Raw genomic sequence first — 22,632 nt, forward strand, 5'->3', positions numbered from 1 at the left:
GATGAATACAAAAAAAGTAATTAAAATTCTAAGTAATTCTCTTACAGTAATGTTATTTGGATTATTACTTATGATGATATTTCTAGTAATCTCGTCAAAAGCTTCGGGGGGAGAACCTCAGGTATTTGGATATCAACTTAAGACAGTTTTATCAGGTTCAATGGAACCAACCTTTAAAACGGGATCAATAATTGCAATTAAGCCGATGGATGACTCAATCAAATTAGCGAAGAAAGATGTTATTACCTTTCTTCAAGCAGATGGAAATGTAGTTACACATAGAATCACTGATGTAATTAATCAAGGTGATCATGTGTTATATCAAACAAAAGGTGATAACAATCAAAATTTAGATACTCAACCAGTACTATCACAAAATGTGATAGGTAAATATACAGGTTTTACAATACCGTTTCTAGGATACTTTATTGATTTTGCTAAATCTAGTAAAGGAACTGCAATGCTACTGATAATACCTGGTGTTCTATTATTAGGGTATTCAGTCATCTCAATAATGAGTGCATTAAGAGAAATTGATCGAAAGACCAAAGAATCTACACCTCAAAAGACTGCTTAATTAGGTTGTACTCCTTATGACAACATAAGGATTCAATATATAAAATTACATACCTCAAAAATTAGAGGGAGAAACCAAGGAGGAAGAAAAATGAGCATTAAGAAGAAATTAGGTTTAGGAGTAGTATCTGCAGCATTAGGATTATCATTAGTTGGTGGGGGAACTTGGGCAGCATTTAACGATACAGCAACTATTAACAACCATTTTGCAGCTGGGACCTTAGATCTTGTAGTAGGTAAAAGTGGAAACAAGCCAATTAGCTTTGACTTAGCAAACCTTAAACCTGGAGATTACATTCAACGTATCTTTAAACTTAACAATGCAGGATCACTTGCTATTAAAGAAGTTCTGTTAGATGCAACTGCAGCAAACTTTGTAGATGGAACTTTAACTTCAACACAGGCAGAATTTTTATCTCAATTTAAAGTTGACTTTATGAAAGTAGATTCTGAAACTAACAAATGGCAACCGAGTCAAAACGTAATAACATCAAAAGACTTTACATTATTAGATTTAGTAAATGGAGATACTAGTGAAATTGTTAGTGCTTACGTTGTGGATGGAAAAATTAACTTGGCATCAATTGCTGCAGGTACTGATGGAAGAACTGGTATCCCTGTAAGCCCAGCTGATGTTGACGATGTATTTATCCAGATTACATTTAAAAACGACGATACTAAAGTCGAAGGTGAATATGTACAGAACAAATACCAAGGTGACAAAGTTGACTTCTTCTTCAACCTTGAAGCAACTCAGTGGGATGGAGTACATGTTGATACTAACCACGGTAACGGAGATGTAAACAACGGTGTTCAAAACTCAGCTGATGGAAAAGACATGCCAAATCCAAGAACTGTTGGAGTTGCAAAGCACACTGATGATCAAAATGACTAATTGAAATATTAGTAGAAAAGGTGGATTTTCCACCTTTTCTATATATTTAATAAAATGGGGAGCACTTAATATGAGGTTTATAACTTTAACATTTTTGATACTATTAATAATTAATCCATTGACAGTGTTAGGAAATACAAATTCAAATAGTATCCCAGTCATTGACCTTGCTACTGACCCTCAAAAGGTTTTATTTGATTTAAGTAATATAAAACCGGGAGATTCTATAACTCGAAATTTGGTTATAAATAATAATGGCTCAAGTGATTTTAGATACAATACGAATAGTACTTATTTAAAAGGATCTGAAATCTTCTACAAGCAATTTGATCTTACCGTTAAAGACTCCAAGGGGATTTTGTTTCAGGATAAGTTGTATAAGTTTATAGAGATAGCACCAAGATTATTGAAAAGTAATTCACAAGAACAGTTAACTTTTCATTTAGAGCTACCAATGGCAGTTGGAAATGAGTTTCAAGGAATGGAAGTAGATTTCAAGATTGATCTCTATGTTGAAGGTGATGTGCCTGTAGGTGGTGTATTACCAGAGACTGCTACGGATATGTTCAACTATATGATTGGTGGATCAGTTTTGTTAGTTGGAGGATTGTTTCTCTATCAATACCAAAGAAAAAGAAAACAAAATATTGATAAAACATAAAAGACCCTGGTTGGATAAATTGATGAAAACCAAGGTCTTTTATTTTTCTGTATGCATAATGTAGGAATGTGGAACGAGGGGACTTTGACTCATCAATACAATTTGATTAGCGACATGTATTCATAACTACGTATCTACGTTGTACTTAAATAACTAGAGAAAAACAAAGACCTTAGCTATATAAACCAAGGTCGAATATATCTGTCTATTCCACTACCGGACTAGCAAACACTACAAATCTCTCCGGTGCATCCCCTACAAAATTAAACGGATAACATGTACTCACCACTAACACCTCATCTGGCGCAGTTGATTTAATAATCGTTCGGTCTTCTGCATCTACAATCTTCGTACTCTCAATCTTATATGAAAAATCTCCGTAAGGTAGTTTAACCGTAATAATATCCCCAATCTCAATATCTTTCATTTTCCTAAATACAGTATCACGATGTCCGGATAAGACAATTTGGTCGTTTTGGGTAGGGTAGGCGCTGCCTGCAAAGTGGCCGACTCCTTTTTCAAGTTCGTCTTCGTCGGTTCCTTCTATTATCGGAGTTTCTAAGTTAATACTAGGAATAGATAGGATGCCAACAACCTCTCCTTTTTCTGGTGAAAACTTTACTACATTGGTTGTTGAACTAGACTCCTGATTTTGCATAGTTTGTATGACTTTCTCTTCAGCATTCATAAGTATACTTTTAGCTTCAGCCATACTTTCATATACTTGCTTTTCACCACTAAAGTATTGATAACCTCCGTATCCAGTGAGTATGAGTCCTGCGGCAATTAGTGTAATAGAAAAGAATTTAAACATAGTCGTTCTCCTTTCTGGTCTTATTCATTTATAGACAAGTTGCGATGATTCATACGTACGGTTATAAGAAATAGTGGAAAGAACATAAATCCCTTGAATGTTCTTTTTAAAGAACATATAATTATATTATAAAATAATTGGTTAGTTATTCACACTAGAAAGTCTTAAATAAAGAACAAACTGAATAGAACTTTTTCAAAAGGAGACTGTATGAAACAAATATCCTCAGCGTTATTAGCAATCATTATTATTCTATTAGGATTTATTTATAAAGATACGCTTTTTCAATGGATCGAGTCTGATACAAGGATGGTCATACCGGTTGCTGTAGTATTTGTTGCCTTGCTCGTGTTCTTTCCGGTCGTTCCCTATCCTATGCTAGCAGGTTTGCTTGGTTCAACTCTTGGAGTGTGGAATGGAGTGGGGGCATCTTTATTAGGTATCTTTCTTGGAACATCTTTAATGTTTTGGATGACGAGATATGGCTTTAAGGATTGGGCTAAGAGGAAATTAGATAAATATCCCAAAACTGAGGAGTATGAGCATTATTTTACAACAAGAGCTTTTATGGGGGTTTTGCTCCTTCGCATTATTCCAATTGTCCCGTCTCCACTTGTAAATATAATTTCGGCCATTAGCTCGGTTCGCTGGTTCACCTTTATATCCGCATCATTACTTGGAAAACTGCCTGCTGTAACAATCTATACAGTTGCAGGTAGCTTCTTTGAAGAAAGCAAGCTATTATCATTTCTGATTTTCGGCTTATATATTGTCATGATTATGGCGTTAGCAACCTGGTATTCCAAACGAAAGCAGCAAATTTCAGTTGTGAAGTACTAAAACTATAAATCTTGGCTACTGATGTTCTACAAATGACGAACCTTGTCGTTCAATTTAAAGAACAATAGTTGAGATTTATATTTACAAAACACCCTAATCATATTATTATTGTCAATAAGAATTCTTTATAAAGAACAACCGATACTTTGGTACTAGACCATACTTCAAAATAAGTATGATCAATCAATAATAATTGGAGTAATTACTTAATTCTCTATTCACGTTCTTAATAAAGTTCAAATCAAGTGAAGGATGTATCAATTAGCAGTTCATTAGTCAAAAAAGAACATGGAGTCAATTAATTATAAAGACTTGGTGATGTCTTCTTACCATTATCAATGAAGGCACTCGGTTATATTGTGGGTTGGGGAACCTTTCATTAAAGGGAATCAGAAGACTTAAGGTTCTATGGAGATTGATAGAATGGGGTGCTTGTAAGGTGAACAGACATGACCTATAAACAAAGGTTATCATTATTTATATTTGTGGACTCCTGCATTGTGTTAACAGCAATATTTATTAGCTATTTTCTGGTGGCCGCTAATATACATGTATTTACCTTTGAGATACTTGTAATGTCCATTGCTATCCTAGTGAGTCATCATATCTTTTCATTAACATTTCATTTATATAAAAAAGCATGGGAATATGCGAGTACTGGAGAGCTTCTGGTTATTGTTAAAGTCGTAACAGCTTCAATTGTTGCAGGGGCATTCATTCAACAAATCTTGATTCAAGAAGTTTCTTTTCGACTGTTAACTGTAACATGGATGCTTCAAATTACCCTTATTGGAGGATCACGGTTTTATTTTAGATTGTATCGAGATCCTTCCATGAAAGAAGGGCTAAATAAAAAGAAAACGTTAATCATAGGAGCGGGTTCAGCAGGGAGAATGATTACGAGGCAGCTCTTGAAAAATAAAGAAGCCAATCTTTTGCCAGTGGGATTTATTGATGATGATACAAGAAAGCAAAGGCTAGACATCTTGGGAATCCCTGTTGTTGGAGGCATTTCTCACCTTGCGACGATCGTTGAACAGCTGAACATCGAAAATATTGTCATTGCAATTCCTTCACTTCGTCGAAACGAAATAAATAGAATTTTTCAAGAGTGCGTGAAAACAAAGGTTGAAACAAAAATTTTGCCGATGCTAGAGGACTTGGTAACAGGAAAGGTATCGGTTAGTGAGTTTCGTGATGTGAAAGTAGAGGATTTATTGGGAAGGGAGCCTATTCAGCTGAATATAGACAGTATATCGGAATATGTTGAAGGAAAGACTGTTCTAGTTACAGGAGCTGGTGGATCAATAGGTTCTGAGATTTGTAGGCAAATTGCTCCGTTTCATCCAGCACGAATGGTCCTTCTAGGGCACGGAGAAAACAGTATTTACTCCATTGAATTAGAGTTGAAAGATAGCTTTGGTCATATGGAAATTGAGTTTATTACAGAGATATCGGATATGAAGGATGCAACCAAGATGGAATTTGTCATGGAGTTGTATAGACCAGATGTAGTTTACCATGCAGCTGCGCACAAACACGTGCCGCTAATGGAAAGGAATCCGGAGGAAGCTGTGAAAAACAACGTGATAGGAACAATGATTGTGGCAAAGGCTTCCAGTAGGTATGGGGTCAAAACGTTTGTTATGGTTTCAACAGATAAAGCTGTAAATCCAACGAGTGTCATGGGCGCAACAAAGCGACTGGCAGAAATGATTATTCAAGAAATGGATCAGAAAAGTAAAACAAGGTTTGTTGCGGTCCGCTTTGGAAATGTCCTCGGTAGTCGTGGGAGTGTTATTCCCTTATTTAAACAACAAATTGATAGAGGAGGACCGATCACTGTCACTCATCCCGATATGGTTCGTTATTTTATGACAATACCAGAGGCTTCCCGGCTGGTAATTCAGGCAGGAGCATTAGCAAGAGGTGGGGAGATTTTTGTTTTAGATATGGGTGATCCAGTCAAAATAGTCGATCTTGCAAGCAACCTTATTAAGCTATCCGGTCATTCGGTTGATGAGATAAGGATTGAATATTCAGGGATCAGGCCTGGTGAGAAATTATATGAAGAGTTGTTAAAGGAAGATGAAGTCTACCCTGAGCAAATATACCCCAAAATTTATATTGGTAAAACCTCTGATTTATATATACATGAAATTGAAGAGCTCCTTAAAATATTCTCTAAAATGGATAAAGCAGAACTACGAGAAAATCTGCTGTTGATTGCAAACCGAAAGGGACAAAATAAGCAGCCTTTAACGATTTCTGTTTAACCGTAAGTTCAGCTAGATTTAATTCCTTTTTTACCTATTGAGAATGGTAATTAGAACAGAGAATGAGAAGTATAAATTAATGGGTGGTTAAATAAGATGAAAAGAATAATAGATATACTTGCTTCACTATGTTTATTAATCATTCTTTCGCCATTTTTTATCATCATTCCCACTTTAATCAAATACGAGCTTGGTTCTCCAATCATATTCAAACAAAAGAGACCTGGTTTAAATGAGCGGCCGTTTTATCTTTATAAGTTTCGTAGTATGAAAGATTTGAAGGATAGTGAAGGAAAGTCTTTACCAGATTCGTTGAGGTTGACAACCTTTGGCTATTTTTTAAGAAAAACTAGCTTAGATGAATTGCCTCAATTAATTAATGTCCTCAAGGGGGAATTAAGTTTGGTTGGGCCAAGACCATTATTGATGCAGTACCTTCCCTTATATACGGAAGAACAAGCAAGAAGGCATCAAGTGAAACCGGGAATTACAGGCTGGGCTCAAGTAAATGGTAGAAATGCCATCACGTGGGAAGAAAAATTTCATTTTGATATTTGGTATGTCGAGAACCAATCACTACTTTTAGATTTGAAGATTCTTTACTTAACACTGATAAAGGTGGTTCGTTCAGAAGATATAACTATCCATGAGCCTGATTTCGAAGGAGCTACCCAATATCCAAAGAGAGGGTGTAAAAGTTGATAAATAAGACAGCTAATAAAAGGATCTATCTTTCTTCACCCCATTTAAGTGGTGCTGAAATGCAGTATGTCAATGAAGCATTTGAAACTAACTGGGTTTCACCAATAGGAAGGAATATTGTTGAGTTTGAAAGAGAAATAGCAAACTTAGTAGGTGTCAAGGGAGCTGTCGCCCTGAGTTCATGTACGGCAGCAATTCACTTGGCCCTTTCTGTATTAGGCGTGAAAAAAGATGATGTTGTCTTCTGCTCGAGTCTAACCTTTGTCGGTTCCACCAATCCAATTCTCTATCAAGGAGCCTCGCCTGTTTTTATTGATTCAGAACCATCCACTTGGAACATGTCTCCACAAGCATTAGAAAGTGCGTTTCACCAAGCCGTCAAAATAAATAAACTTCCAAAGGCGGTGATCATTGTTCACCTATATGGTCAACCGGCTAGGATGGATGAACTGATGGAACTATGTGATGCCTATCAGGTTCCCATTATTGAAGATGCTGCAGAGTCACTAGGTTCTTTGTATAAAGGAAAAGCGAGCGGATCAATGGGGGCTTTAGGGGTGTATTCGTTTAATGGAAATAAAATTATCACAACTTCGGGTGGTGGTATGTTGGTTTCTAATGATTTGGATGCTTTAGCCAAGGCAAGGTTCCTAGCAGCACAAGCTAAGGATCCAGCCATTCATTACCAGCATAGTCAGGTTGGTTATAACTACGGACTTAGCAATATTTCGGCAGGGATTGGGAGAGGCCAATTACAAGTATTATGTCAAAGAGTTCATGAACGGAGAAATATTTATCAAACCTATGAGCAACATCTATCGGGTATTCCAGGACTTGGGTTTATGCCAGAACTGAGCGATACGCTATCTAATAGATGGCTGACTGTCATAACCATTAATGAAGAGATAGTAGGGATTTCTAATAGGGATCTAGTATTGGCGCTGGAAGAGGAAAATATTGAAGTGAGACCAGTGTGGAAGCCCATGCATTTACAACCGCTATTTGAAAATAATCTAATTTTCACTCACGACGAAGGAGAAAATGTTTCTGAAACTCTGTTTGATCAAGGCCTTTGTTTGCCTTCGGGATCGAATATGACAATGGAAGATCAGGAGAGAGTCATTCATTGTGTAAAAAAAATACTAAGTAAAAGTTGCAATTTTGATCTAAGAGACATATAAGTCATGATTTGGAGGATTCTATGAACGAAACTGTTAGTTTAGTAGAGTTGTTCATGAAGCTAAAGAAAAGATGGAAGATAATCTTACTATTTACGTTCATTGCGCCAGTAATCGGTGGGTGTATAACTTTTTTTTTACTTACCCCTATCTACCAAGGAACAACCTTACTATTAGTCAATCAAAAAACGTCAGAAACTCAGATAGACTTGAGTCAATTAAGTGACAATATCGAGCTCATTAAAACATATAGTGTCATTATCAAAAGCCCTGCTATTTTGGGAAAAGTGATAGATGATTTAGGTCTTTCACAAAGCATTGAAGAGTTGTACCAGAAAGTTACCATCAGTAGTCAAGAAAATTCACAGGTATTTTCGATAACAGTTGAGGATCCAAGTGCAGTTAGGGCAGTGGAGATTGCCAATACCATATCGGAAACATTTCAAATTGAAATTCCAAAAATGATGAATGTTGATAACGTCAGTATTATTTCAAAAGCAGAAGTAAGAGAAAATCCGACCCCAGTAAAGCCTAGCTTAGCTTTTAATATAACTATTACCATTGTAGTAGGTTTCATGATAGGGGTGGTATTAGCTTTACTTAGAGAAGTTATGGATCATTCATTAAAAAATGAAAATGACGTTCATTCTTATTTAGGTCTTCCAGTTTTAGGTTCTGTTCAAGAAATCCATCTAGGTAAAGGATCAAAAGAAGGAATGCATGGGGTGAGGGGGAGAGCTGTTGATTCCTAGAGGTAAAAGCTCAAAAACGAGAAACATTCAATTAGTCGCAAATATAAATCCAAAGTCACCTATTACGGAACAGTATCGATTGATCCGAAATAATATTTCATTTTCATCAGTAGATAAAGTCATAAAATCGATCGTTGTCACTTCTGCTGAGTCAGGGGATGGAAAGTCGACAACTGCTGCCAATCTAGCAATCGTACTTGCACAAAATGGAAGAAAGGTTTTGCTTGTGGATGGGGATTTAAGGAGGCCTACTCTCCATTATGCTTTTTTTATCAGCAATATAGACGGAATTACGAGCGTTCTAACGAAGGATTCGAGTCTTGAAATGGCAATTAATAGAACGACTATATCTAATTTAGATATTCTACCGAGTGGGCCAATTCCCCCAAATCCATCTGAACTACTTGATTCTCAAGCCATGAATATGTTGATGGAAGAATTAAAAGAGAGTTATGACTATGTAATTTATGATTCGCCACCTATATTGGCTGTAACGGATTCGCAGACGATTGCAAGCAAGTGTGACGGAGTTGTGATGGTTATCCGAAGTGGAAAGACCCATAAAATTAGGGCATTAAAGGCGAAGGAGTTACTCGAAAAAGCGGGTTCTCAGGTGTTAGGGGTCGTCATCAACGGAGTAGAAGAGAAAATGAGCGGGTACTACGGTCACTACGGATAAGGGGAGTGGATTAAAACATGATAGATATACATTGTCACATTTTGCCTGGGATGGACGATGGTCCTAAAGAGAAACAGGGGTTTTTAGAAATGGCAAACGCTGCAGTCCAAGATGGTATCTCACATGTTTTTGCTACTCCTCATCATCGGAATGGAATTTATGAAAATGTAAAGCAACAGATTTTAGAAGGTGTCGGCAAAGCAAATCAACTTCTACAGCAAGAGAAAATTCCACTTATTCTTCTTGCTGGTCAGGAATTGAAAATTCACAGAGATATTTTTTGGTCAATTGAAAAAGAAGAAGTGCTAACACTTGATAATCAAGGTAATTATCTCCTCATAGAACTACTCTCAGGTAAAGTTCCTAGCTATACCTTGGAGATTGTTTATGAAATTCTGATTAAAGGGATCACACCGATTATTGTTCATCCTGAAAGGAATAAGATGTTCCAAGAAGATCCTTCCCTTTTATATGAGCTCGTAAAGATGGGGGCATTAACACAGATTACGGCTGGGAGTATTTTAGGTAGGTTTGGAAAGAACTCGAAATCTTTATCAGAGAAGCTAATTGAGCATAGGATAGCCCATTTCATTGCAACAGATGCCCACAATATAAGTTCAAGGGGATTTGCTCTAACTAAAGCATACGATCAGATTACATCAAAATTTGGGATTGCAACTACCTATTATTTAAAAGAAAATTCCCACTTTTTAATGATGGGAGACAGTCTACAAATCGAAGAGCCTATTCCAATCAGGAAAAGATCTTTAGGATTTTTCCATCTATATCTATAAAAAGTATAGTATTTAACGCTAGTGTCTAGACCCGAAAAGAGCTGCTGTCCATTATGACGGAGGCTAGCTTCATGGTTGCTGTTGCCTCTAGTACTTATAGGGGTAAAACAAGAAGCCTGCACTTTTCGTAACTTGGTGGAATGAAGGGTGGTGAAGGGAATAGATGATACATTCACTCGAAATGGACAACTTTTATAGTAACCAAAAGAGTCTTCTTTTTACAGGAATGCTTTTCGGTACAGCTATTTTTATGCATCAATCAGGTGTCATTTTAGGTATTAACCTATCAATTGCGGATTTATTTTGTATTGTTCTTATGGGTTATTTAATTATAACAAAGCAATTTATTATTCCTATTAGTCCCCTTTTATGCTTTCTTGTCTTGTCAATTCTAGTCATCGTTACAGCCTCCTTTTATATACCAATAAGATTTGATTTTAGCCCATATCCTGCAGCAATTATAAGTGATTATCTTAAGCTGTTAGCGATCTTTGGTTATTTTTTGCTCGGATATAACCTATCAAATTTAAACTTTTTAGATAAGACGGTTCAATGGTATTCTTTTTTTGGTATTTTTATAGGCTTTGTAGGGATTGTTCTTACGTTTGTATATACAGGTCTTTTTAGAGAAATGCTGTTTTTTGCGGGAAGTAGATATCGTGGACTCATGCTTGATCCCAATTATTATTCCGTTTTACAGGTTACGGCTCTGGTTTATTTTACAAGGGTAAAAGCCATTCGGTTTAATTTAAAATATTTGGCAATAACCATTATTATTTTATCTGTTTTAATATCTGGTTCAAAGACCGGTCTTATTACTTTAGGGTGTTATTTCCTATTGAGAGTGCTTGAATATCTATTTTTAACAAGAAAAAAACTAATCGTACTTGTTTCTCACCTCATGCTGATTACATTTATTCTTTTGCTTTTTCCAGTGTTTATTAATATAGTACAACAATTATTAAATAGCTTGGCTGCCACTATTCCTTCATCTGGTCGAGTGTATCATTTGTTTACTGATTTTACCGCAGCCATTTCCGAGAGTGGTTCTGGTAGAGAGGCAACCTGGGTAACGGCTCTAAAAGTCATTCAATCCTCTCCGGTCGTTGGAGTAGGGATTGGCACCTATACTTCTTTAGCAGCTGAGCTGTTTCTTTATGATAACGTTGCCCATAACACCTTCTTACAATTGTCTGCGGAATGGGGGCTTCCGTTTGCTATTGCTTTCTTTTCCTTTGTTCTTTTTGCTCTTGCTAAAGCAACAGCTTCATTTAATCAGACTTCGGTCATGAACCTCATCTTACGAGACATCATTGTCATTCTATTAATCGGATCCATAGCGATTTCTTTAAATAATGGAAGAATGTTATGGTTATTTTTAGGAGCCTTAGTATATTCCTTGAGGTCGAGTCCATCACATAAATGGTTTGTAACGGGCGGAATAAAGGAAGGAAAAGGGAGGGAAATAAATGCTAGCAAAGGTATTCCGCTATTTAAAAGGTAAAAGGGAAGTCGTCCATGCTTTTCATGAAAGTGCTCATTATATGGCTGCAGGTTTATATGAATTTGATAAATCTATCAAATATATAAGGAGAAAGGATCCTGTAATAAAAGATCGGGCCTCTATGGTTCTTCAAGAAAGTGAGTATAAAAAAAGAAGCAAACTTTGGTTAATTTACTTACTAAAGCAGACGATATTTCGAAAAGCTCTGTCTATATCACGAAGTGACTTACACACTCAAGAGTTTATAGGACAAGTTTACTTACCATTCGGAAGTGCTAATGGATATAGGGATAGGAAAATTTTTGATTTAGAAAACAATAAAGTATTAACTATATATCTTGACAAAAAAGGATATCATACTGTCCTAACGGATCATGATCTTTTTAGGGAATATTTTCCCATGCCAACGATTATTTGGGCAGATGATCAACAATTGACCACGATAGAAGAACTCATCTCCTTTCATCCAGTCAATCAATGGAAGGAAGAGGATTTACAATTTGTAATGGAGGATATTTTTATTCGATCATTTTATTACTTCAACGAATGTTTATCAAAACGAGTTTATTCTTTCACAACGGCAATAGATATAATAAATACTTTACCAAATCGTGAAGAAGTTAATTTCATTAAGAATAAAATCAATCCTGACCTACTGGAATTAGAGATTCCTGTTCTTACATTACATGGGGACCTTTGGGCAGCCAATACATTATTAGTAAAAGGAAAGACGAACCAAGTGAAATATATTGATTGGGAATTTTCAAACGAGTTCACTTTCTTCTATGATTTCTTTATGATGATGTGGCTAGATGTGTACATGAAAAACCGGTTTGAGTTGATTAATAGTTATGTAAACGGAGACTATGACCAGCATTTCAAACGTATTTTTTCTTTATTTTATTTAACTTTTGCTAGTAAATATAGAATGGATTACTTCCACCTTTTCTTTTTAAATTTCTTTAAAGAGCGACTTGTCCATTTTAGCGAGGCAGACCAACAAGTTTATTTTCTACAATATAAAAGGTTAGTGGAAACATTAGAACAGTAGATTTAGGAGATTGTATGAAAAAAACAGTCGTGGTGTTGATAATCATAGGAATCTTATCAAAATTATCCGGTTTTATGAGGGATATTAGTTTATCCTTCTTTTACGGCGCCTCCAACATAAGTGATGTGTATATAATTTCTTTAACCATCCCTACTATCATAATCGCTATTGTCGGCAAGGGAATTTACACTGGATTTGTCCCCATGTATACTCGTGTCGAGTTACTTGAGAGTCAAGAAAGGGCAGAGCATTATACAAATAATTTAGCAAATTTTGTCCTTATCATATGCGGAGGAATCTTTATAATTGGAATATTCTTTACAGAACCAATTGTAAAACTCTTTGCCTCTGGGTTTAGTGGTCAGACACTTGAGTTAGCCATCGTATTTACAAGAATTTCATTATTAGGGTTATTTTTTAGTGGACTTATTTATGTATATACTGCCTATTTACAGGTAAAGAATTTTTTTATCATCCCAGCATTGATGGGGATTCCTGCCAATTTCATTGTCATTGGCTCATTTATTGTAAGTAAACAGACAAATATTTACGCACTGGCAATAGGGAGTGTTGTCGCTACACTCTCTCAGTTTCTGTTACTCTTGGCTTTTAGTTATAAAAAGAAATATCGCTTTCAATTTCGCTTTGATGTAAATGATATTCATATAAAAAAAATGATGATCCTGGCATTTCCTGTGATTATAGGTTCCTCTGTTACTCAGATTAATCTATTAATTGATCGTACGTTAGCCTCTTACATTGCAGCAGGGGGAGTATCGGCATTAAACTATGCAACTACCATTAATCTGGTAGTGTTAGGAGTCATTGTTAACTCTATCACCTCTGTTTTATATCCTAAAATTTCCAAGATGGCATCAGAGAATAACCTACAAGGAATCCATAAATATTTATCTCATGCCGTTAATTTCATTCCTATTTTTATTCTCCCTGCAACTGTTATTTATTTGCTGTTCCCAGAGGAAATTATTCTACTTTTGTATGGAAGAGGTGAATTTAATGCACAGGCGGTTGCCATGACATCAAGTGCCTTATTTTTCTATTCGATTGGAATCATTGGAATGAGTTATAGGGAGCTTTTCTCAAATGTTTTTTACTCCTTACAAGATACAAAAACACCAACAATAAATGCTACTTTATCAATGGTTCTCAATATTATTTTAAACTTCGTACTTTTTCGTTACTTGGGAGTTGGTGGAATAGCATTAGCAACAAGCATATCTGTACTCTTTTGTTCATTTTTGCTGTGGAACCAACTTAGAAAAAGAATTGGAAGCTTTGATATGAAATCTAATATCTTAAGCTTAAGTAAAACCTGTATAGCAACCATTGCGATGGGGGGGGTGAGCTTTTTTAGCTATGCCTTATTACAAAATCATTTGAGTTCAATTATGGCTTTGGTTTTATCTATTTTCTTTGGACTGATCGTCTACATTGGGTTGATTCTAATCTTGAATATTAAAGAGGTTCAAACCATTGTACTCCGCTATCGAAGAAAATCGGGATCTGGAGATAAGGTAAAGCAGGTTGTCTAATAAACTTTCATTATAAAACGATGAAAAGGTCGTAAGAAAAATGGACGGCTTTATTTACAAGACAATAGATGGTAAGGAGCAGAAATGAAAATATTATATGTAACGACGATTTCAAATACAGTTAATGCTTTTCTCATTCCACATATTAAGTTCCTTATTGAGCAGGGAAATGAGGTTAATCTCGCATGTAATATTGTTCAGGAGGTCAATCAGGAACTGTTTCAACTAGGATGTAACATTCATCAAGTTGAATTCCAACGGAGTCCCTTGAAGAGAGAGAATGTAACGGCGTATAAAAAAATAAAGGATATTGTCTTACATGAAAGGTACGAGATGGTCCATGTACATACTCCTGTCGCATCCTTCATAACTCGACTTGCTTGTAGAAATATTAAAAATGTGAAGGTCTTCTATACAGCCCATGGCTTTCATTTTTATAAAGGAGCTCCCAAAGTCAATTGGTTTCTTTATTATACTCTTGAGAAATTGGCAGCAAGATGGACAGATACGGTTATTACCATGAATGATGAAGACTATAAAGCAGCTCAAAATATAAAATTTCGGAGTGAGAATTCCGTTTTTAAGGTTCATGGAGTTGGACTAGATTTTCATACATTCCTCCCACAAACAAAAGAAAAAAAAGAAAGGTTACGAGCTGAATATGGATATGACCAATCAGATTTTATCTTAATCTATGTAGGAGAACTTAGCTATCGTAAACATCAAGATCTACTAATAGAGGCTATTAGTCATTTAAAGGATGAGATTTTGCAGATAAGGCTGTTACTTGTTGGAGATGGAGAAAAGTTACCCGAATATAAAGAGTTAGTTATGACACTTGGGTTAGAAAATAAAGTTGAGTTTTTAGGCTATCGGAAGGATGTCCACCATTTAATGACGATTGCAGATGTTGCTATTTCAACCTCAAGGCAGGAGGGGTTACCAGTTAATGTGATGGAGGCAATGGCAACCGGGTTACCGGTAGTTGTGACAGATTGCAGAGGAAATAGGGATCTCGTTAATAATGGTGAAAATGGTTTTATTGTTGGAGTAGATGATTTAGTTGTATTAGCAAATGGAATCGAGAAGCTCTATCTATCAAACGATTTAAGACAAGTTTTTGCAGAAAGAAACGTGCAGAAAGTTCAGAAGTTTGCTCTTAAACAAGTATTGCTTGAGATGAAGGAAGTATATGAGAAGCAATCAATTAAATTAAAGTCATCTTAATATGGTGGTGAAAAGATGAATACCAAGGTATCTATTATCATGGGGGTTTATAATAGCGAGGTTACGCTAGCTCAAACCTTACAATCTATTGAAAAACAGTCCTATCAAAATTGGGAACTTATTATTTGTGATGACGGATCCACTGACCGTACCCTTGAAATTGCACAGAGATTTGCACGAAATAACTCAAGATTGAAGGTAATAAAAAATCAACATAATGTAGGTTTATCCAGAACATTGAATCAATGCTTAGAGCATTGTTCAGGTGACTATATCATGAGGCACGATGGAGACGACCTTATGGTTGAGGATAGAATTGAAAAACAAGTACGTTATATGAACACACATGAATGTGACGCATGTGGTTCATGGGCGTATTTGTTCGACCATGATGGAGTTTGGGGGATAAGGAAACTTATCCGGAATCCCAATAAACTAACAATGGTAGTTGGAGCACCTTTTATCCATCCTACAGTTATCATGAAGAGTGAAAAATTACATGAGGTTAAGGGTTATTCTGATAATTGGATAACGAAACAAAGGCTAGAGGATTATGATTTATGGTTGAAATTTTTTGAAAAGGAGTTCATTCTCCATAATATACAGGAGCCTCTGATTTATTTTAGAGAGGACAAATACTCTTATAATCGGAAAAGTAGAAAGTTTAGAATAACGGAAACAATTGCAAGGTTAGATGCATGTAGACGTTTGAACATTCCATATTACAAAAGAGTTTTTGCTATGAAACCCTTGTTAGTGATGCTCATTCCTAGACGGGCACTTAGGAAATACCATATATGGAAAGCCAATCAACAAAAAGACATTTTCACCTCTAATAAAATTGATAATACCTAATAAGAACCTTGGAAATGAACTAGATTGAAGAAAGGGGCAGAAGATAAATGAGTTCACCATTGCGTACTGCCTTTATTTTACAAATTCATAAAAACCCCGAGCAAGTAAATAAATTTGTACATCAACTTATTTCAGGGGACAAAGCGGATGTATTTATTCATATTGATAAAAAATCCAGGGAACATTTGAGTGGAAAAATTATTACAGGACCAAATGTTATAACTCTTGATGAGTCCATTGATTGCGAATGGGGAGATATAAGTCAAGTTGATACTACACTTTTATTACTTAAAGCAGTTGTTGCAACAGAAAGAGAGTACGATTTCATATGTTTAAGAAGTGGTCAAGATTTACTTATAAAGGAAGGGTTTAGGGAGTTTCTAGAAGACCATCAGAGAAATATATTTATGACTTTTCGTTTGATGGAAAGAAATGAACTAGGACTAATGAGGTTATACTGGCCTAAGATCACCAGAAGAAGATATACGACTGCTCATCCGATTAGAGTTTATAGAAGAATGTTACTTACTCTTTATAGAAGAAGATTGAATCTTTTACCCAATATGAAAAAATGGCCAAAAGAAATCTCTTTCTATAAAGGTTCTCAATGGTTTTCCATTCCATATAGTGCCGCTAGTTACATATTGGAATTTCTAGAGGGAAATGAATGGTATTACCGTTATTTTAAAAATACACTGGTTCCGGACGAGAGTTTCTTCCAAACACTTATTATGAATTCACCCTACCGTAAAGCTGTAATCAATAACAATTTATATGCTTTTAAATGGGGTGAAACACTTAGTGAAAGGAATTCTCCTCAAGATCTAACAAGGGAAGATATACCCATGATGGAGGTTTCGAATCAGTTTTTTGCTAGGAAGTTTGATGAGTCTAAAGACTCATTTGTTGTTCAATATTTTACGTCAAAAGTTGACTTTAGTTCCGGTAGGAAAATCAGACAATATAAGGTTTATTCGAAAAGTAATGTTTCAATTAAAAACCAAATATAGTTAAGTCATGATTATTGGTGTTGGGAAGATAAAATGATAATAAAAAATATAACTAGAGGAAAGCGAAAGCGTAAAATGATATTTCTATTTATAGTTGTTGTATTAATTCTCATAGGTTTAACTGTTTTAGGTTATACGAAACTTGGAAAAAATTCAAATTCTGATCTATTATCCATCACGGTAGACTCAAAAAAAATTGATTTAAGAAGTAAAGAGAAACGCCTTATTTTCGTAACAACCCAATATAAAAATGGAGATAAGAAGAATGTTAATGACATGAGTCATTTTTCATCTTCCGATATCAATGTTGTAACGGTAGATTCGGCTGGGGTTGTAACTGGGAAAAAAAACGGTACAGCAAAGATAACAGTACGTTACCGGGGAATTAGAGAAAGTATTACTATTTCTGTAACAAATGATTATCTTCAGTTAAGTGTAAAGGATTTTGGTGCGTATGGAGATGGACTTCATGATGACACGAGTTCTTTTCAAAATGCTATTGACTATCTTGCTGAACAGGGTGGAGGGGATTTATTCATCCCTGCTGGGACATATGATTTGCACCCCATTTTTTTAAAAAGCAAGGTTAATTTAGTAGGAGAAAATCGAGATAGGGTTATTTTAAAACTTAATGACCATGCCTCAAATGAACAAACACGGTTAATTACAATGGAAAGTAACACAAAGGTTCAATCACTTACATGTGATGGAAACTATCAGAACCATCCTAACGGTAGTGAACATATGCATTGTGTTTTTGTTTACGATAGCGATTATGTTGTTATTGAGAATAATAGATTAATTAATGCTGTTGGTGATGGAATCTCCGTCTCTGGTTCTAAACAAACTAGCAACTATGTTGTTATCGCTAATAATATAATTGAGGAAAACCAACGGTCACAGATTGTTATAGAACAAGTGAATCATGTAAGAATCCTTAACAATATAATCAATTCTCAAACAGGTCGTCCAGGAATACACTTTGAACCTTGGGAAGAGATCCAATATTATGATGCGAAAATTACGGGTAACACCATTGATTCAAACACTAAAGGGTATTGTATACTTCTTACTGGAGCAGATTCAGAAGGAGCGGGTGTTGGGGGTTCGGGATATTTCTATCAAGGGATAGAGTTTTATAAAAATAATGTGACCTGTCCATTTGGATTTATTCGCATTGTTGATACCTCAGGAGTAAGAATTTATGACAATACCGTTAATGTTAAGCATATTCATGTATGGAGAAAAAATGAGAAAGTCTCTATTTACAATAACAAGATTACTGGGGAAGACGGTATACGTATAGAAGGGAGCTTGAAAGGAAATCTAATCTCCTCTAACACATTGATTGAGGAAAATACCTTTCATACTTCTAAAAAAGGAATTGTCATTGAGGAGGGTGCAGAAAATATAAAAGTTACTAATAATCAGTTTTTCGGTTCTGGAAGCGATAAAGGAATTCAATTATTCGCATCAGAAGATATTTTAAACGTTGATGTAAAAAGGAATACTTTTAGTGAGTACGAGACTGGAGTTTATTTTGATTATGACTCGTATGTAGATCGAAAAATAAGTGATGTAACAGTAATGGAAAATAAGTTTTCCAACATAGATGGATTTTCGACTTTCATCATGGGCCCGGTACAACAAGTTGTCATCGATAAGAATAGCATGAACGATTCATCAGGTGTCTTTATTTATGTACACGAAGGGCGTCCAATGTCTAACATTAGTATAAGGAATAATGTGATTTCAAGGGGAAAAAGAGGAATCTACCTGACTGAGATTGGTAATGGTTCTTTAAAAGGATTACAGATTACAGGAAACTATATATCAAGTACTACTGATAGAGGAGATGGGAACATAACCGGAGCAGCAATCGAACTGGATCGTGAAGCTAATCTAATTAAAGGCGTGTTGATAAGGGATAATACATTGATAAAAAATAATCGAAACTTTATTACTGTTCCAGATGCTTTGCAGAAATTTGTTTCTAACAATAATTATTAAAGTGAAATAAGCAATTCTTTACACAGCAGTAATTAATGTTTTTATTATTAAGCTATGTTAAATCTTGTTGTTGATTTTCGTTAGGATACTCGCTTTCCGCCGCGGGTGAGTTCGGGAGCCTCCTCGGCGCATACGCCTGTCGGGTCTCCCGTGACCCGTTCTCCCGCAGGAGTCTCGCGTCCTGCCACTAGAATCAACTCTACTAAAAATAGTAACACTGTTCTTTAACAGAACCTAGTAGTAAAAATGAAATTAATGGGAAGTTAAATTGCAAGTTACGAAGAAGTTTAAGGAGGATGAAAGTTGGGACGCTTACTCGAAACCGAAAATGAAAAAACAATGCTTTTGTCAGATGGGAAACTAGATTATAACGCTATTTCTGAATTAGAAACAAAGTTTGGGTCCTCATTTTATTTTTTAAATGTGAGTCAACTAAGAACCAACTATCGAAAAATGGAGACAGCCTTCAAAAAACAATACCCAAATCTTTTAATTGGCTATTCTTATAAAACAAATTACTTGCCGTATTTATGTAAGGAGCTATCCTCTTTAGGTGCATATGCAGAGGTGGTCTCGAGACTTGAATACGATTTAGCGATTAAAATCGGGGAAGACCCAACAAAAATTATCTTTAATGGTCCCATTAAAAGAAGAGAAGATATTCATACTGCTTTAAAGAATAGAAGTATAGTAAACTTAGATTCTTTTTATGAATTAGATTTTGTGAAAGAATATGCTCAAATGCATTCATATGAACAAATTAAAATAGGGTTAAGGGTCAATTTTGATTTAACACAGGACGGAGTTAGCCCTCATCAAGAGGGGTATGAGATTAGTAGATTTGGTTTCTGCGTGGAAAATGGAAGTCTAGCGAGAGCATTAAAGGATCTATTAGAGTCTCAGAATGTTCAAGTAGTTGGATTTCATGGCCATTTTTCTACTAAAACTAGAAGTGTGGAGATTTATCGAAAGATTACTAACACCCTTTGCAAATTGGCAAAGGAACTAATTCCTTCTAGTGTCGAGTATATCGACGTAGGTGGAGGGATGTACGGGGAAATCCCTGAATCATTTGGCATTCAAGCCCCTACTTTTGAAGAATATGCAGAAGCTATCGGTTCTGTCATGACTGCCGAATTTGGTAATCATCCAGGTAGCCCCTTTTTAATTATTGAACCTGGTATTTCAATGGTAGCAAACGTATTTAGCTTTGTATCTAAAGTGATTGAAAGCAAAAGGATTCAAAAACAACATTTTGTCCTAGTGGACGGTAGTGTTCACAATATAAAACCAACGATGCACAAAAGAAATCTTCCGATGCGAATCGTGAGACAAAAGGAGAATCAATGTACGCAGCAATTTTTTCATATTGTCGGTTATACTTGTATGGAAAAAGACTATTTAGCGCATGACATCTTGGATCAACTTCCTCAAAGAGGGGATTACATTATCTTTGAGAACGTCGGAGCTTATACAATTGTTTTCAATCCCCCATTTATAAAAGAACGACCATGCATCATAGCCATTGATGGGAATAAGGTCTTCATGACTCGGAAAAGAGAAACTTTTAGGCAGTTTTTTAATGAGGAACTTTATTGTTTTCTCAAAGAGGGGGAACTATGAATATCTTAATTTGTAGTGTTGGCCGACGAGTTAAACTAGTAGAGTATTTTAAAAAGGCCCTTCGCGAAGAAAAAGGAAAGGTTGTAGCCATTGACTGTGACTCAACAGCCCCTGCTTTGTATTCAGCGGATGAACATGAAATCGTACCACGAATTGACCATCCAGAGTATATATCTGTGGTCAAACATCTTTGTCGGGAATATAAAATAAGTGCAATTCTTTCCTTAATTGATCCTGAATTAACCTTACTAGCAAAGCACAAGGATGAGTTTGAGATAGAAGGTGTAACGGTAATTGTATCTGAGGAGGATGTTGTAGAAACTTGCTTTGATAAGTATTTAACTCATTTGTTCTTACTAGAACACAACTTACCAGCGGTACCGACATATACAGATATTAATAAGGTCATGGAGTTAGTTAAGATTAACACACTGAAATTCCCCTTAATTATAAAACCTAAAAAGGGAAGTGCAAGTATTGGCATCACAATGATTCATACTGTACAAGAACTTGAGCGTTTAAAAGTCGATTCTGAAGATTTAGTTGTCCAGCCCTTTATAAAAGGTGAAGAATACGGGGTTGATTGCTATGTGGATCTCATCTCCAAAGAAGTAATCTCCATTTTCCAAAAAAGAAAGATCAGAATGAGAGCTGGTGAAACAGATAAGTCCGTTTCAATCAAAGACCAAGCATTACAGGAACTTATTGAACGGCTTGTCCGTAAACTCCAGCCAATCGGGCCTATTGATATTGATTGTTTTAAGACAGAAGAAGGATATGTAATCTCTGAAATCAATCCAAGATTCGGAGGAGGATATTTGCACGCGTATGAAGCAGGAGAGAATTTTGTGAACTATATTATTAATAATATTAATGGAAATAAGAATAATACAAGCGAAATGGATTATCAAGAAGGAACAACTCTGATAAAGTATGATTCGTTTATTTTGATATAATATACCCACTAAAGCCCGAATTGGCTAGCAACGTAAACGCCGACATGGTTTAAGGAAGGCTCTTCTGACGATACTTACGTTAAAGCAAAACAATTCAAATGGTAATCTTCTAGAATGAAGTTTACAAATATTATAAAGTGGCTGATACTATTTTAGATAGGATAATACTAAAGTAGAACAAAATGAAGGAGCAGTTTAAATGAAACAGGTTACAATATTGATACCTGCATACAATGAGGAACAAGTATTATAGCAATTATGAAAGGCTCTGTTAAACTTTGCTGTTGATTTTCGTTACAGGACACTCGCTTTTCGCGGGGCGGGCGGTGAGCCTCACCTGTCCCGCTTCTCCCGCAGGACTTTGAATATGCTTCTATGAATCCGCACCGCACGAAGGAAATGCGTTAGCATTTTTGAGGAGTCTCGTGTCCTTCCACTTCAATCAACAGTGCTAATAAATCAACACTATTCTTTAACACAGCCTCTTTCCTACCCTACTTATCTGATCCATGCACCATCGTGTTTGGAGCCAGACCTAATGTCGTCATAGGGGAAAAATTGGTCACATTTTCTGGCGTAGAATTTTCAATAGAAGAGCCGACATCTTTAATGACTATATTATAATAGTCACTAAAGATGTCGGCTCTACAAATATAAAAAGGAAAAGGTCATTTGT

20 protein-coding genes are annotated in these 22,632 nt (G+C 35.7%); 19 read left to right on the forward strand and 1 reads right to left on the reverse strand.

Annotated features, from left to right (window positions below; genetic code table 11):
* The first annotated feature begins 1 nt into the window (after nt 1).
* The 3 genes from sipW to ACOI1C_RS18775 all read left to right on the forward strand — a co-directional run bounded on the left by sipW (nt 2) and on the right by ACOI1C_RS18775 (nt 2,132).
* Nucleotides 2–577 (forward strand): signal peptidase I SipW, encoded by a 576-nt coding sequence (sipW, locus tag ACOI1C_RS18765; protein WP_422512114.1) that lies wholly within the window; start codon nt 2–4, stop codon nt 575–577.
* Between the two features lie 90 nt (nt 578–667).
* On the forward strand, nt 668–1,471 hold the full coding sequence (locus ACOI1C_RS18770) for a TasA family protein (RefSeq protein WP_422512115.1): 804 nt from the start codon (nt 668–670) through the stop codon (nt 1,469–1,471).
* A 70-nt stretch (nt 1,472–1,541) separates the two neighbouring features.
* Complete coding sequence (locus ACOI1C_RS18775; RefSeq protein ID WP_422512116.1) at nt 1,542–2,132, forward strand: TasA family protein; 591 nt, start codon at nt 1,542–1,544, stop codon at nt 2,130–2,132.
* Nucleotides 2,133–2,337: 205 nt separating this feature from the next.
* Here ACOI1C_RS18775 and ACOI1C_RS18780 read toward each other — a convergent pair whose 3' ends face one another.
* Nucleotides 2,338–2,946, reverse strand: a complete 609-nt coding sequence (locus tag ACOI1C_RS18780) for a class D sortase (protein WP_422512117.1) — start codon at nt 2,944–2,946, stop codon at nt 2,338–2,340.
* A gap of 210 nt (nt 2,947–3,156) precedes the next feature.
* Here ACOI1C_RS18780 and ACOI1C_RS18785 point away from each other — a divergent pair, with 210 nt between their 5' ends.
* The 16 genes from ACOI1C_RS18785 (at nt 3,157) to ACOI1C_RS18860 (ending at nt 21,956) form a co-directional block, all read left to right on the forward strand.
* On the forward strand, nt 3,157–3,786 hold the full coding sequence (locus ACOI1C_RS18785) for a TVP38/TMEM64 family protein (RefSeq protein WP_422512118.1): 630 nt from the start codon (nt 3,157–3,159) through the stop codon (nt 3,784–3,786).
* Nucleotides 3,787–4,235: 449 nt separating this feature from the next.
* Nucleotides 4,236–6,062, forward strand: a complete 1,827-nt coding sequence (locus tag ACOI1C_RS18790) for a polysaccharide biosynthesis protein (RefSeq protein WP_422512119.1) — start codon at nt 4,236–4,238, stop codon at nt 6,060–6,062.
* Nucleotides 6,063–6,158: 96 nt separating this feature from the next.
* The gene (locus tag ACOI1C_RS18795) at nt 6,159–6,764 is read left to right on the forward strand and encodes a sugar transferase (protein ID WP_422512120.1); all 606 of its coding nucleotides are present in this window, start codon (nt 6,159–6,161) and stop codon (nt 6,762–6,764) included.
* Nucleotides 6,761–7,945 (forward strand): DegT/DnrJ/EryC1/StrS family aminotransferase, encoded by a 1,185-nt coding sequence (locus tag ACOI1C_RS18800; protein ID WP_422512121.1) that lies wholly within the window; start codon nt 6,761–6,763, stop codon nt 7,943–7,945. Before ACOI1C_RS18795 ends, ACOI1C_RS18800 begins: the two co-directional genes overlap by 4 nt.
* Before the next feature lie 20 nt (nt 7,946–7,965).
* Complete coding sequence (locus ACOI1C_RS18805) at nt 7,966–8,694, forward strand: YveK family protein (protein ID WP_422512122.1); 729 nt, start codon at nt 7,966–7,968, stop codon at nt 8,692–8,694.
* Nucleotides 8,684–9,373: a CpsD/CapB family tyrosine-protein kinase gene (locus ACOI1C_RS18810; protein WP_422512123.1), complete on the forward strand. Its 690-nt coding sequence runs from the start codon at nt 8,684–8,686 to the stop codon at nt 9,371–9,373. Before ACOI1C_RS18805 ends, ACOI1C_RS18810 begins: the two co-directional genes overlap by 11 nt.
* 17 nt (nt 9,374–9,390) lie before the next feature.
* Nucleotides 9,391–10,167 carry a tyrosine-protein phosphatase gene (locus ACOI1C_RS18815; RefSeq protein WP_422512124.1) on the forward strand — a complete coding sequence of 259 codons (777 nt, stop codon included), beginning with the start codon at nt 9,391–9,393 and terminating at the stop codon, nt 10,165–10,167.
* A gap of 163 nt (nt 10,168–10,330) precedes the next feature.
* Complete coding sequence (locus ACOI1C_RS18820; protein WP_422512125.1) at nt 10,331–11,671, forward strand: O-antigen ligase family protein; 1,341 nt, start codon at nt 10,331–10,333, stop codon at nt 11,669–11,671.
* On the forward strand, nt 11,637–12,722 hold the full coding sequence (locus ACOI1C_RS18825; protein ID WP_422512126.1) for a hypothetical protein: 1,086 nt from the start codon (nt 11,637–11,639) through the stop codon (nt 12,720–12,722). Before ACOI1C_RS18820 ends, ACOI1C_RS18825 begins: the two co-directional genes overlap by 35 nt.
* Nucleotides 12,723–12,736: 14 nt before the next feature.
* Nucleotides 12,737–14,275 (forward strand): murein biosynthesis integral membrane protein MurJ, encoded by a 1,539-nt coding sequence (gene murJ / locus ACOI1C_RS18830; RefSeq protein WP_422512127.1) that lies wholly within the window; start codon nt 12,737–12,739, stop codon nt 14,273–14,275.
* 84 nt (nt 14,276–14,359) lie between these two features.
* Nucleotides 14,360–15,502, forward strand: coding sequence for a glycosyltransferase family 4 protein (locus tag ACOI1C_RS18835; protein ID WP_422512128.1), 1,143 nt, complete (start codon nt 14,360–14,362; stop codon nt 15,500–15,502).
* 15 nt (nt 15,503–15,517) lie between these two features.
* Complete coding sequence (locus tag ACOI1C_RS18840; protein WP_422512129.1) at nt 15,518–16,357, forward strand: glycosyltransferase family 2 protein; 840 nt, start codon at nt 15,518–15,520, stop codon at nt 16,355–16,357.
* Between the two features lie 47 nt (nt 16,358–16,404).
* Nucleotides 16,405–17,367 carry a beta-1,6-N-acetylglucosaminyltransferase gene (locus tag ACOI1C_RS18845; RefSeq protein WP_422512130.1) on the forward strand — a complete coding sequence of 321 codons (963 nt, stop codon included), beginning with the start codon at nt 16,405–16,407 and terminating at the stop codon, nt 17,365–17,367.
* Nucleotides 17,368–17,400: 33 nt separating this feature from the next.
* Nucleotides 17,401–19,377 (forward strand): right-handed parallel beta-helix repeat-containing protein, encoded by a 1,977-nt coding sequence (locus ACOI1C_RS18850; protein ID WP_422512131.1) that lies wholly within the window; start codon nt 17,401–17,403, stop codon nt 19,375–19,377.
* Nucleotides 19,378–19,680: 303 nt separating this feature from the next.
* Entirely contained in the window at nt 19,681–21,000 is a 1,320-nt protein-coding gene (locus ACOI1C_RS18855) for a diaminopimelate decarboxylase (protein ID WP_422512132.1), read from the forward strand.
* Nucleotides 20,997–21,956: an ATP-grasp domain-containing protein gene (locus ACOI1C_RS18860; protein ID WP_422512133.1), complete on the forward strand. Its 960-nt coding sequence runs from the start codon at nt 20,997–20,999 to the stop codon at nt 21,954–21,956. Before ACOI1C_RS18855 ends, ACOI1C_RS18860 begins: the two co-directional genes overlap by 4 nt.
* Nucleotides 21,957–22,632 lie beyond the last annotated feature (676 nt).

It is taken from the genome of Bacillus sp. DJP31 (genome assembly GCF_049310945.1).
GTDB lineage: Bacteria > Bacillota > Bacilli > Bacillales > SA4 > Bacillus_BS.

Bases quoted from the DNA above. Each gene is read 5' to 3' on its own strand.
- ACOI1C_RS18775 (WP_422512116.1), top strand. From the start codon at position 1,542: ATGAGGTTTATAACTTTAACATTTTTGATACTATTAATAATTAATCCA.
- ACOI1C_RS18840 (WP_422512129.1), top strand. From the start codon at position 15,518: ATGAATACCAAGGTATCTATTATCATGGGGGTTTATAATAGCGAGGTT.
- ACOI1C_RS18790 (WP_422512119.1), top strand. From the start codon at position 4,236: ATGACCTATAAACAAAGGTTATCATTATTTATATTTGTGGACTCCTGC.
- ACOI1C_RS18770 (WP_422512115.1), top strand. From the start codon at position 668: ATGAGCATTAAGAAGAAATTAGGTTTAGGAGTAGTATCTGCAGCATTA.
- ACOI1C_RS18815 (WP_422512124.1), top strand. From the start codon at position 9,391: ATGATAGATATACATTGTCACATTTTGCCTGGGATGGACGATGGTCCT.
- sipW (WP_422512114.1), top strand. From the start codon at position 2: ATGAATACAAAAAAAGTAATTAAAATTCTAAGTAATTCTCTTACAGTA.
- ACOI1C_RS18845 (WP_422512130.1), top strand. From the start codon at position 16,405: ATGAGTTCACCATTGCGTACTGCCTTTATTTTACAAATTCATAAAAAC.
- ACOI1C_RS18860 (WP_422512133.1), top strand. From the start codon at position 20,997: ATGAATATCTTAATTTGTAGTGTTGGCCGACGAGTTAAACTAGTAGAG.
- ACOI1C_RS18825 (WP_422512126.1), top strand. From the start codon at position 11,637: ATGCTAGCAAAGGTATTCCGCTATTTAAAAGGTAAAAGGGAAGTCGTC.
- ACOI1C_RS18785 (WP_422512118.1), top strand. From the start codon at position 3,157: ATGAAACAAATATCCTCAGCGTTATTAGCAATCATTATTATTCTATTA.
- murJ (WP_422512127.1), top strand. From the start codon at position 12,737: ATGAAAAAAACAGTCGTGGTGTTGATAATCATAGGAATCTTATCAAAA.
- ACOI1C_RS18795 (WP_422512120.1), top strand. From the start codon at position 6,159: ATGAAAAGAATAATAGATATACTTGCTTCACTATGTTTATTAATCATT.
- ACOI1C_RS18835 (WP_422512128.1), top strand. From the start codon at position 14,360: ATGAAAATATTATATGTAACGACGATTTCAAATACAGTTAATGCTTTT.
- ACOI1C_RS18820 (WP_422512125.1), top strand. From the start codon at position 10,331: ATGATACATTCACTCGAAATGGACAACTTTTATAGTAACCAAAAGAGT.
- ACOI1C_RS18805 (WP_422512122.1), top strand. From the start codon at position 7,966: ATGAACGAAACTGTTAGTTTAGTAGAGTTGTTCATGAAGCTAAAGAAA.
- ACOI1C_RS18780 (WP_422512117.1), bottom strand. From the start codon at position 2,946: ATGTTTAAATTCTTTTCTATTACACTAATTGCCGCAGGACTCATACTC.
- ACOI1C_RS18850 (WP_422512131.1), top strand. From the start codon at position 17,401: ATGATAATAAAAAATATAACTAGAGGAAAGCGAAAGCGTAAAATGATA.